Annotated in this window: 9 protein-coding genes; 1 reads left to right on the top strand and 8 read right to left on the bottom strand. The window is 44.8% G+C overall.

All coding sequences use genetic code 11. The features are described from left to right. Positions 1-44 precede the first annotated feature (44 nt). Both DW159_RS02485 and DW159_RS02480 read right to left on the bottom strand, forming a co-directional pair. Entirely contained in the window at positions 45-1,289 is a 1,245-nt protein-coding gene (locus DW159_RS02485; RefSeq protein ID WP_117548834.1) for an aspartate aminotransferase family protein, read from the bottom strand. 54 nt (positions 1,290-1,343) lie between these two features. After that, positions 1,344-2,741 carry a glycine--tRNA ligase gene (locus DW159_RS02480; protein ID WP_022057995.1) on the bottom strand — a complete coding sequence of 466 codons (1,398 nt, stop codon included), beginning with the start codon at positions 2,739-2,741 and terminating at the stop codon, positions 1,344-1,346. Positions 2,742-3,088: 347 nt separating this feature from the next. Here DW159_RS02480 and pdxR point away from each other — a divergent pair, with 347 nt between their 5' ends. After that, a complete protein-coding gene (gene pdxR, locus DW159_RS02475) occupies positions 3,089-4,495 on the top strand; it encodes a MocR-like pyridoxine biosynthesis transcription factor PdxR (protein ID WP_242992595.1) in 1,407 nt (468 codons plus the stop codon). Between the two features lie 90 nt (positions 4,496-4,585). On the opposite strand, the gene recO is transcribed toward pdxR, so the two are convergent. The 6 genes from recO to groL all read right to left on the bottom strand — a co-directional run bounded on the left by recO (position 4,586) and on the right by groL (position 12,646). After that, on the bottom strand, positions 4,586-5,329 hold the full coding sequence (gene recO, locus DW159_RS02470) for a DNA repair protein RecO (RefSeq protein WP_117548832.1): 744 nt from the start codon (positions 5,327-5,329) through the stop codon (positions 4,586-4,588). A 97-nt stretch (positions 5,330-5,426) separates the two neighbouring features. Beyond that, on the bottom strand, positions 5,427-6,326 hold the full coding sequence (gene era / locus DW159_RS02465) for a GTPase Era (protein ID WP_015534137.1): 900 nt from the start codon (positions 6,324-6,326) through the stop codon (positions 5,427-5,429). A 140-nt stretch (positions 6,327-6,466) separates the two neighbouring features. Further along, positions 6,467-9,376 carry an insulinase family protein gene (locus DW159_RS02460; RefSeq protein ID WP_117548831.1) on the bottom strand — a complete coding sequence of 970 codons (2,910 nt, stop codon included), beginning with the start codon at positions 9,374-9,376 and terminating at the stop codon, positions 6,467-6,469. Positions 9,377-9,484: 108 nt separating this feature from the next. Beyond that, complete coding sequence (locus tag DW159_RS02455) at positions 9,485-9,988, bottom strand: cytidine deaminase (RefSeq protein WP_117548830.1); 504 nt, start codon at positions 9,986-9,988, stop codon at positions 9,485-9,487. Positions 9,989-10,173: 185 nt separating this feature from the next. After that, positions 10,174-10,851 (bottom strand): DUF4190 domain-containing protein, encoded by a 678-nt coding sequence (locus tag DW159_RS13995; RefSeq protein ID WP_270227137.1) that lies wholly within the window; start codon positions 10,849-10,851, stop codon positions 10,174-10,176. 163 nt (positions 10,852-11,014) lie between these two features. After that, positions 11,015-12,646, bottom strand: coding sequence for a chaperonin GroEL (gene groL / locus DW159_RS02445; RefSeq protein ID WP_117548828.1), 1,632 nt, complete (start codon positions 12,644-12,646; stop codon positions 11,015-11,017). Between the last annotated feature and the right edge of the window lies 1 nt (position 12,647).

The raw sequence follows: 12,647 nt of genomic DNA, 5'->3' as shown, positions 1-12,647 counted from the left end.
GTCCTGCACAAGTGCGGCTGTCACAATGCACATTTTATTACAACTTACTCGCCGTCAATAGCTTCCTTAAGAATATCAAGACCAGCAATAAGATCCTCATCTGAGATGATAAGTGGTGGCATGATCTTGATGACCGCGTTGTCACGGCCAGCTCTCTCTATTACAAGACCCTTCTTGAAAGCTCTTGCTGTGATGGCACCTGCTGTTGCATCATCCTTAACCTCTACGCCCCAGAGGAGTCCGATACCACGTGTTGCAATTACATTTGGATCGCCATCTATATTCTTCTCAAGATACTCTCTAACTATCTCGCCCTTACGTCTTGTCTCTGCCTCGATGTTGTTGTCAAGCATGAACTCAAGTCCTGCCTTTGCTGCTACCATTGAGAGCTGAATTCCACGGAATGTACCCGAATGCTCACCCGGCTTCCAGAGATCATACTCCGGCTTGAACATTGCAAGTCCCATTGGGAATGGGTATCCGCCGATTGACTTTGAAAGTGAGAACATATCAGGCTTGATTCCTGCTCTCTCAAATGAGAAGAATGTACCTGTTCTTGCACAGCCTACCTGTACGTCATCAACAACCATAAGGATGTCGTTCTTATCACAGAACTCACGGAGTGCCTTGAGGTACTCTACTGAGAATACATTTACACCACCATCTGCCTGTACTGTCTCGATAAAGATTGCTGCAGGCTTCTCAACACCTGAGTGATCGTCATCAAGAAGTGTCTGCATAAACTTGATCGTATCAAGCTCTGGGAACATGTATGGGGCTGGAATGTGATATACGTTGTCAAGTCCAACGCCCGCTCCTGCACGGCTTGCAGCATCGCTTGTAAGCGATATTGAACCAAGTGTCATACCATGGAAACAACCCATGTACGCCCAGATCATCTCTCTCTTCTTGACCTTACGTGCAAGCTTTAAGAGTGACTCAACTGCATTTGTTCCTGTAGGGCCTGCAAACATGATCTTATAATCAAGTCCTCTCGGCTCAAGAACCTTCTTCTCGAAGAATTCGATGAATTCAGCCTTTGGTGCTGTCATCATATCAAGAGAATGCATGATTCCATCGCTCTGGATATAATCGATAACCTTCTCCTTTATATAATCATTGTTATGACCATAGTTCAATGCGCCTGCTCCTGCAAAGAAGTCTATATACTCCTTACCATTCTCGTCATACATCTTGGCTCCCTTGGCCTTTGTGAATATCTCTGGGAAACTTCTGCTGTATGATCTTACATTTGCCTCGTATTCTGAAAATAACTCTTTACTATGCATCTTAATGCCTCCTGTAAATTCAGTGTCCCGTATTATCTCCGGTCACACCACCAATTAATATTCAAATTTCTTCTCAAAGTAAGCCTTCAGATCTTCAATCTTGACTCTCTCCTGCTCCATGGTATCTCTGTCACGAACTGTGACTGCTCCATCCTCAACAGAATCGAAATCATATGTTACACAGAACGGTGTTCCTATCTCATCCTGTCTTCTATATCTCTTACCTATGTTGCCTCTGTCATCGAACTCACAGTTATAGTACTTTGAAAGCTCTGCATAAATCTTCTCTGCACCCTCGTTGAGCTTCTTGGAAAGTGGAAGCACACCGATCTTAACCGGTGCAAGCTGTGGGTGGAAATGAAGGACTGTACGGATGTCTGGCTTCTCCTCTGTTCCGATGTTCTCCTCGTCATATGCAGCACACAGGAATGCCAGTGTAACACGGTCAGCACCAAGTGATGGCTCGATTACATATGGAATGTACTTCTCCTTTGTCTCGTCATCGAAGTACTCCATGGACTCTCCTGATGTATTCTGGTGCTGTGTCAGATCGTAATCTGTTCTGTCAGCGATTCCCCAGAGCTCACCCCATCCAAATGGGAATAAATACTCGATATCTGTTGTTCCCTTGGAGTAGAAACAAAGCTCCTCAGGTGAATGGTCACGGGCTCTCATCTCATCATCCTTGATTCCGAGATCCTTGAGCCAGTTGATACAGAAGCTTCTCCAGTACTCAAACCACTCCATATCTGTACCCGGCTTGCAGAAGAACTCAAGCTCCATCTGCTCGAACTCTCTTGTTCTGAATGTGAAGTTACCAGGTGTTATCTCATTTCTGAATGACTTTCCTATCTGGCCAATTCCAAATGGAACCTTCTTTCTTGAAGTTCTCTGTACATTCTTGAAGTTGACAAATATACCCTGTGCAGTCTCCGGTCTCAGGTATACAGTGTTCTTGGCATCCTCAGTTACACCCTGGAATGTCTTGAACATAAGGTTGAACTGTCTGATGCCTGTGAAGTTGTGCTTACCACATGTTGGACAGCAGATATTGTTCTTCTCAACGTACTCTTCCATCTGCTCGTTGCTCCATCCGTCTACTGCGCCCTCTGGAACAACTCCGTTTTCAGCCATAAAGTCCTCTATAAGTTTATCTGCACGGAATCTCTCATGACACTCTTTGCAATCCATAAGAGGATCAGCAAATCCTCCAAGGTGGCCTGAAGCAACCCATGTCTGTGGGTTCATAAGGATAGCACAGTCAACTCCTACATTGTAAGGGTTCTCCTGGATGAATTTCTTCCACCATGCTCTCTTAACATTGTTCTTGAGTTCAACTCCGAGATTACCATAGTCCCATGTATTTGCGAGACCACCGTAAATCTCTGAACCTGGATAAACAAATCCTCTGCTCTTTGCCAATGCAACGATCTTGTCTAATGTCTTTTCCATCGTAATCCTCCAAATCATATTCGAATTTGCATTTTTTTCGCTCTATCCGCCTTATTTTATACTCATTCAAATATTTTTGCAAGGTTCACGGCATATTTTGTAATATTATTTATACAAAGCTACTATAATTTGTGCCGTCAGACATCACCTTATGACTTCTTCTTATTGCTTACTCGTTATGACTCTTGTATAATAGCACCAGATTGGTTCTTTCTAAAGCTCCAATTTTAAGTATTTTTATAGTACCAATTTGTAGTATTGGAATATGAATAAATCAAGTCCCACGCAAATATCCAATGATACAACGTATTTTTAACGCTTATAATATGCAGGAAAGGAACACGGAAATGATATCAATAGACAAGACCTCCGATAAGTCTCTATACGAACAATTATATGAACAAATGAAATCCGAGATACTTAATGAGCACTATGCTGCAGGTGAAAAGCTCCCTGCAACAAGGCAGCTCGCCGCCGAACATAAGCTGAGCCGCAACACAGTAGTATCTGCTTACAACCAGCTTGAACTTGAAGGATATATACGCTCCGTGACAGGCTCCGGCTACTACGTTGAGAACATCACTGCATTTACCCCGGACAGAAAAACAAGACAAAGCCACAATATACAACATTCTTGCAGGCAGGCTGGAAAGACATTTGACTACACATTAAGCTACGGCAATCTGGACTATAACTGCTATCACTCCAGGGCCTGGCGCAAATGCCTTATGAACGCCTGGGACATGATATCCATGGCCGATACCGCCTCCTACCAGATGTCGCAGGGAAGCTACACCCTCCGCAGTCTTATCACCGAATATCTGTACATGTCCAGGGGTGTCAACTGCACTCCTGAGCAGATCATCCTCACAAGCGGACACCAGAGATCCATAGACATAATCACCCATATATTCAGTCCGTCAGACTATTCATTTGCCATAGAGGACCCTGGCTACAACGGAACATGGGAGATCGTCAGCCAGAGTCCTTTCAGGATCATTCCAATACCGCTTGAGGACGACGGTGTGTCCATAGAACACATCCAGCGTCTCAGGGACACTCTGCTGTATGTAACGCCATCCCACCAGTTTCCGATGGGAAGCATACTACCGATAAGTAAGAGACTGGAGCTCATAGAGTGGGCGGCTCAATCTGGAAGTTATATCATCGAGGATGATTACGACAGCGAACTCAGATACCAGAGCAGACCGATCCCATCCCTGCAGTCCATCGATAACAGTGATCACACTATATATCTCGGTACATTTTCCAAATCCATGTCACCGGATCTTCGAATATCATATATGGTGCTTCCTGCAGATCTGATGAAGGCATATGAATCCAGATATTCACACACCAACTGCACAGTTCCAACGGTTCTGCAGCTTGCACTTATTGAATTTATACAGAGTGGTAATTATCAACGCCACATAGGCGCCATGAAGAATCACTATAAAAAGAAGCATGATTATATATTGAATTATGTGAAACAGAATCTTGAAGATGATGTGATCATGTATGGTGCCGGAGCCGGTCTCCACTTTGTGGCAGAGGTTAAGAACTCAAAGCTTACACAGACAGAGCTCATATCAACTTTTGAGCAGAAAGGCATACGAATCTTCTCCACCGAACCATTCTGGATAAGGAAAAATCTCTGTCCGGAGAACCAGCTCCTGTTTGGTTTCAGTGCTATACCGTACGAAAAGCTTCCCGGTGCTATGGATACATTTTCCAAAATAATACACACTCTTTAATATTGACATCTTCAGGCCGGCTATTAACAAAAAGAAGAGAATCTTACTTGTTGTGATGTGATTCTCTTCTTTTCCTATAATTACATTATGTCACGGCAATGAGTCTATGATCTCCACCGACTTGAACTTTCTGTCCACATACATATCCATAAACTGCTTTGACACAAGCTGTATCTCCGCCAGTACAGGATCAGACACATTGAAGTTGTACATCTTGCCAAGTGGCGCACCATTTATGTACTGTATCGTGTATACTGCATCGTCTGACAGATGAAGTGGATGCTTTGCCCTGCCTCTGCATCCATCGCAGAGAAGTCCACCCGATGCTGCATCGAATACATTTGACACCTCAGCCTTGCCACATACCGGACAGTGGAAGCTCTGTATCCCCTGTCCGAACACATCCATAAGCTTTATCTCGTACACGCACCTGATGAGCTTTGCCGGCATCTGCCCTTTCTCAAGAGCTTTCAAACTAACGTATAACAGATTGAGATAATCTGCTGCCCTGTCACCCTCATGGGTCATGAATCCCATGACCTCACAGAAGTACGATGCATAGCAATACGCGTCTATGTCCATGGTGAGCTTGTGAAAATATTCGTCAACATCTATATTCACAAGCCTGTATGAATCCCGCCCCGGGATCAATGTAAAACTTCCCATGACAAACATCTGTGTCTTGGACTGGAGCGGATTCGTTCCTCTCCTCACACCTGTTGCAAATACTGTGATCCTGCCCCGTTCTTTGGTGAGGACCACCATTCTCCTGTCATATTCGCTCTGGAGGCTGCTGGACAGTACAATTCCATGCAATGTTACTTCTTCTCTCAATTGTATATCCACCTCCATAACAAATTTAACATGACAAGATCGGCAAACTGTGCACTGCCCGCAGCGACTGCACATTCACCGATCCTGTTTGCACACACTACTCGTCTCTAAACCCAAAGTTCCTTAGCAATGTATCTGTATCTCTCCAGTCCTTCTTGACCTTTACCCAAAGCTTCAGATTGACCTTGGTGTCGAGAAGTCTCTCTATTCCATATCTCGCATGAGTACCGATCTTCTTCAGCATGACGCCCTGCTTTCCTATGATGATTCCCTTGTGAGAATCCCTCTCACATATGATAGTGGCATCAATATCGATCAGTCCGCCATCTGGTCTCTCCTTCATGGAGTCAATGACCACCGCAATTCCGTGAGGAACCTCCTTGTCAAGCTGACGAAGTGCCTGCTCTCTGATGAGTTCGGCAACGATCTGTCTCTCCGGCTGGTCAGTGATCGTATCCTCATCGTAATACTGCGGTCCGTACGGAAGATACTTCATGATGGTATCTATAAGCTCATCCGTATTCTTGCCCTTGAGGGCTGACACAGGAACTATCTCCGCAAAATCACAGGCATCCTTGTAGGTATTTATCGCCTCAAATACCTTGCTCTCCTCCACATTATCTATCTTGTTCACAACCACAATGATCGGAGTCTTCACATGCTGGAGCTGCTCTATAATGTAACGCTCTCCCGCACCGATAAATGTTGTGGCCTCAACTATCCAGAGAACCACATCGACCTCATCCAGTGTACTCTCGGCAACCTTGAGCATGTACTCTCCAAGCTTGTTCTTCGCCCTGTTGATTCCCGGTGTATCCAGGAAAATGATCTGTCCCTTATCACTTGTGTACACAGTCTGTATCCTGTTTCTTGTTGTCTGTGCCTTGTTGCTTGTTATCGCTATCTTCTGTCCTATCAGTCTGTTCATAAGTGTCGACTTTCCAACGTTTGGTCTGCCTATGATGGACACGAAGCCTGATTTGTATTCTTTATTCATATATCTCCTTCATCCTGCATGCGAAAGCTAACCTACGCATACGCATCTAGCTTTACTATGTCATGACCCTAATTCGCCGCTCGCAAGTCATGCAAGCACGCCCACTCACTTGCGCTCATTATATCGACTGTCGGCTATACCTAGAAAATTGCAAGTACATCCTTGAAGTTGTCCTTATTCTCCTCTATCCTGCTCTCACCGCCGATGGCACAGATGATTCCTGAATCTGTAACAGCCTTTACGAGTGGAGCAAGAGCTCTGATGGCATCTCTGTCTGTGGAGAGGATCTTGTCTCGCTCGCTCTGAATCTGCTCATCTGTAACACCCATAAAGTATCTCGCCATGTGGCTTATGCCCTCTGCTACAGGTGTTGTAGGTGCATCTATCTGAGCCATGGTTCCAATGATATACTTTGTCATATCCCTGTCTGAGCACTCAAAGTTCTCCACGAACTTATACGCATTCTTGAATATGTCATATGTCTCCATGAGGTTTGGATCCCTGTATGAACTCATATAACATGTTCCATTCCTTAGGAATGAGCACATGGCACCATATGCGCCGCCCTTCACACGGACATTCTCCCACAGATAACCATATGAGAATATGATCTTGAGAACGCTCAGTGAGCTGTCGTACTTGTAACCGGCATCCTCAAAATTACCCGCTATAGCAACATACTGAACCTGGCTTGCAGTCTTGAAGCCTTCATTCTTAAGCTCCTTCTCAAATACTTTCACATCCTTATGTGCAGGTCTTGTGGAGAGTGCCATGCCAAAGTCGGCAAATGATTCCTCAAGCAGATCTGTCACATCCTCATCTCCTGTATATGAAACCGTAAGCGCACCCTTTCTGAGGACCTCTGCAAGAGCATACTGAAGCTTCTCAATGAAGTCGTCATACTTCTCGTCGAAGTGATCCACTATGTCGCACAGGAATTCATAATAAGCAATTCCACATGTCTCATCCGTGAATCTTGCCCCCTCATCTATATATGACATGGCTCTTGTGTATGCGGTCACATGGCCGGAAGCAGCCATGCCATTCTTCATGCTCGACTTCTCCTCCGTCAGGAGCTCCTTCAGTCTCTTCCTGTCATCAATCTTAGACGAGAACAGTATCTCCTTCATGAGCTCTACAGCATACGGAAGCTTCTCATAGAGCGCCTTCATTGATACATAGAAAAACTTCTTGATATCAGTGTCGCTGGCATATCCAACCATGTCAAACTCTATTCCGCCGATATTGCTGTCTATCTCATTTGAGAGCTGTCCATAGGTGTGCTTCTCTGTATCAATATATTTGAACAAACATGTCAGTGTAGCAAGGTATGGCACAAGGTCATTATCTATATCGTTGATGTTGAAATAGAATCTCAGGTATCCTATACCATTTGTAAATATATCGTGGCTTACAACCGGAAGTCCGCCGATCTCAGACTCAACATTCTTGAGCTTCTCAGCCTCTTTGTCAATGTCATCTATCGCCAGAAGCGGAACCTTGGCAAGATCCTCTGCGGATGAAGGAGTCGCCTGATACTCCTTGAGCGCCTTTGTATCCTCCACGATCTTCTCAAGCTCCTCACGGCTGAGCGTAGCCTTGTATGCAGCAAGCTCATCAGCGATCTTCTTCTCATTCTCCTGATCAAGGCCTTTCTTTGGATTCATAGTGAGATACAGACCAAATGTATTATCTATAAAACATTCCTTTATAAGCTGCTCAAAGTATCCGTTCTGAAGATCCTCTCTCAGCTCCTTGTACACATCATTCATCTCGAAGAACATGAGTGCTTTGGTGTCGTCATACAGCCAACTGTTGAACGCATCCAGTCCGTACATGAGTCCCTTAGGAAACCTTCCAAAGTTGGCCTCCTTGTGCTTGAACTCAAACTTGTTGATTGCTGCCTCAATAGCTGCTTTATCTACACCATGGCTGAGCTCTTCAAATGTGTCATCTATAACCTTTATAAATCTGTCCTTGTCATTATTATCAGCGCCTCTTGCTATGATGGAGAATGTGGTCTGCTGACAGCCATTGTCAAATGAGCTGTAGACCTCCTCACCTATTCCCGCATCAGCCAGTGCTTTCTTCAAAACCGCACCCGGCGCATCCATGAGTACGTACTCAAGTATTTCAAGGGCTGTAACCTTCTTCTTCTCGGTGCTGAGTCCTGTTATCTTGCTGTATGTGAGTATGGAATTGTTCTCCTCAGGATCAGTGTCAGCTATGGAGTAATCCATGGTGATGTCCTTCATCTCGTCAAATGGCTTCTGAAGAGGTATCGCCGAATCAATCTCCTTGTAATCGTAATGTGACAGATACTCCTCATCTATAAACTCCAGCTCCTTTGCCATATCACAGTCGCCGTACAGATAGATATAACTGTTCGATGGATGATAATACGTCCTGTGGAAGTCCCTGAATCTCTCAAGGGTAAGTGTAGGTATAAACTCTGGATTACCGCCTGAATCATTGCCGTATGGAGTGTCCGGCATGAGCGATGACTCTATACCCCTGTACATGATAGACTCAGGACTTGAATACACGCCCTTCATCTCATTGTACACAACTCCGTTATACTTCAGATCTCCATCCACAGAGTCAAGCTCATAATGCCAGCCCTCCTGCTTCATGATCTCATCATGTATATAAATATCCGGATAGAACACAGCATCCAGATACACACTCATGATATTCTCGAAATCCTTCTGATTGAAGCTCGCTATAGGGTATACCGTCTTGTCCGAATATGTCATGGCATTCAAGAAGGTGTTCAGTGAGCCCTTTGCCAGCTCGACAAATGGATCCTTGACCGGATACTTCTTTGAACCGCAGAGCACTGAATGCTCGATTATGTGAGGTATTCCTGAATCGTCATATGGAGGTGTTCTAAAGCCTATATTGAACACCTTGTTCACATCGTCATTCTCAATGATGAGAACCCTTGCCTTTGTCTTTATATGCTCCAGCACATAGCCCTTGCCATGTACCTCCGGGAGATCCTTCTCCTCAACTATTCTGTAAGCCTTTACATCCTTGATATTTCCCAATTCATATTCTCCTTCTATATCTTTTTTATATCATTATATATTTTTTCGATATACGCTTTTATATCGCCATGAATTTGCGTGATGACATGCACACATCAGCGTACTTCATTATTCCATCTGTCCGGCACCAAATGAAGCTGGTAGAAACTCTGACAATCTTCTCATGTCGTAATCATCCTCTGAACGTGCTGCGATAACATACATATCCGCAGAAAATTCTGAGAGCACCTGTCTGCATATCCCACATGGATATGTTATTCCGTTTATCCCTGTACTATTCAGGCCACCGACAATAGCAATCGCTTTGAAATCTTTATAGCCACTGCTCACTGCATTGCACACCGCCGCGCGCTCTGCGCATATGGTTGCACCGTATGAGGAGTTCTCTATATTACAGCCTGTAAATACCCTGTATCCGTTCGCGTTTTTATCGTTGTTGTCCGATTCTCCGCCAACACATTCCGCTTCATCCGAATAATCCTCACGACCTGCCAGGAGTGCTGCTCCGACCTTAAACTGTGAATACCTGGCATATGCCCTCTCTCTTGCCTCCAACGCCTTCACAATAAGACGCCTGATGTCTGTATCTCCAATAATATAATCATTCTCCATAATTACATATCCTCCATACTGATATCTTAGCACTCTCATAATAATAACACTAACAGGCCTTTAGATTCAATCACCCACACAGTATTAAACGTTCAAATATTATCAGCTTGACACACATGACAAGAGGCCGCCTGAAATCCGGCGACCTCTCCAGTCCTTATCTGTATTCAGATGTACGACTTTTCTTAATAGCTTCCTGACTGTATCTGTCTGAGTATTTCATCCACCATATCCTGATATGTGTCCGATGTAAGAACCAGGATAATACAGAACACCAGGAACACAAGTGCTATTGCGCTCATTATAATTCCTGCGATAGCCATTCCCTTGCCAGGCTTCTTATCCTTAAGACTTATGATACCTGTTATCAGTCCCGCAATGGCTGTGGCAATTCCCACATATGTGATACAACATCCAAATGTAAGTGAGAAAATACCAAGCACCATAGATGCTATGGATACACCCTTGCTCTCCTGTGGCATGTTGTTCTGTGGATATGCAGGGCCCCCACCCATGTTCAGATTCTGATTCGCATAATTCTGTCCGTATGGATCTCCCGGCTGTCCATAGCCCTGGCCATACTGTCCATTTGGCTGGCCGTACTGCCCATAGTTCTGATCGTACTGTCCATTCGGCTGGCCATAATTCTGATCATACTGTCCACCCGGCTGACCATAATTCTGTCCATACTGGCCACCTGGCTGACCATAGTTCTGATCGTTCTGTCCATACTGAGGCGCACCTTCATATGGATTCTGCTGTCCCACCTGTCCGTTGTCTTCTGTTGGCTGATAGCCACCAAAGCTGTTGTTATCTTCTCCCATCTCTTCCTGCCTTTCTTTTATAACTTTTTTGTAGCCCATACTTTCCCTTAGTCGAAAAATATCTGTTTTGATTATCTCACACATGCCGATTAGTGTCAATTAACCTGTATAAAAAAGAAACACACCACCCGGTTACGGATGATGTGATCTTTTTTATTTTAGTCATTGCATTTTACTGCGAAATCGTGTCAGACTCTATTCCTTAGAAGCCCATTCCGCCGCCCATTCCTGCTCCGCCTGCCGGCATTGCTGGAGTATCTTCCTTGATATCAGCTACAACTGACTCTGTTGTAAGCATTGTTGAAGCAACTGATGTAGCATTCTGAAGTGCACTTCTTGTAACCTTAACAGGATCGATGATTCCTGCCTCGATCATGTTGACATATGTCTCATTGTACGCATCAAATCCGACACCAACCTCAGACTCTTTGATCTTGTTGATGATGACTGATCCCTCAAGTCCTGCATTTGCTGCGATGTGGAACAGTGGAGCCTCCATAGCCTTGAGAACCACCTTAGCACCTGTCTTCTCGTCACCCTCAAGATTCTTTACAAGCTCTGCAACCTTCTTTGCAGCGTGGATGTATGCTGAACCACCACCTGAGATGATTCCCTCTTCAACTGCTGCTCTTGTGGCATTGAGGGCATCCTCCATACGGAGCTTAGCTTCCTTCATCTCTGTCTCTGTAGCTGCACCAACTCTGATAACTGCAACACCACCGGCAAGCTTTGCAAGTCTCTCCTGAAGCTTCTCCTTGTCGAACTCTGATGTTGTCTCCTCAAGCTGAGCCTTGATGACATTTACACGGCCTGCGATATCTTCCTTAGCGCCCATGCCGTCAACGATAACTGTGTTCTCCTTTGTGATCTTAGCGCTCTTTGCACGGCCAAGGTCATCAAGAGTAGCATCCTTGAGCTCGTATCCAAGCTCCTCAGATATAACCTTACCGCCTGTAAGAATAGCGATATCCTGAAGCATCTCTTTTCTTCTGTCGCCATAACCAGGAGCCTTTACAGCTACTACCTGGAATGTACCACGCAGCTTGTTGACGATAAGTGTTGTGAGAGCCTCGCCCTCGATATCCTCAGCGATGATCAGTAGCTTTGAACCGCTCTGAACGATCTGCTCAAGAAGTGGAAGGATCTCCTGAATATTTGAGATCTTCTTATCTGTAATAAGTATATATGGGTTATCAAGCTCTGCAACCATCTTCTCCATATCTGTTGCCATGTAAGCTGAAATATAACCTCTGTCGAACTGCATACCTTCTACAAGGTCGAGCTCTGTCTTCATTGACTTTGACTCTTCGATTGTGATGACTCCATCCTTTGACACTTTCTCCATAGCGTCGGCAACCATCTGTCCAACCTCATCGTCACCAGCTGAGATAGATGCAACTCTTGCGATCTGATCCTTTCCGCTGATAGTCTCACTCATATCAAGAATAGCCTCAACTGCCTTGTCGCAAGCCTTCTTCATTCCCTTTCTGAGAACGATAGGATTAGCACCTGCTGCCAGATTCTTCATTCCTTCATTGATCATAGCCTGTGCAAGAACTGTAGCTGTTGTAGTACCATCACCTGCAACATCGTTTGTCTTTGTTGCAACTTCCTTGACGATCTGAGCACCCATGTTCTCAAATGCATCCTCAAGCTCGATGTCCTTTGCTATTGTAACACCATCATTTGTGATGAGTGGTGAACCGTATGACTTTGCAAGTACAACGTTTCTTCCTTTAGGTCCAAGTGTAACTCTTACTGTATCTGCTAACTGATTAACTCCTGCCTCAAGTGCCTTTCTAGCCTCAGCACCGTACTTAATTTCCTTTGCCATT

It is taken from the genome of Coprococcus sp. AM14-16, from assembly GCF_003434675.1.
GTDB classification, from domain to species: Bacteria; Bacillota; Clostridia; order Lachnospirales; family Lachnospiraceae; genus Coprococcus; species Coprococcus aceti.
This window is presented reverse-complemented; position numbering and strand designations above follow the sequence as displayed.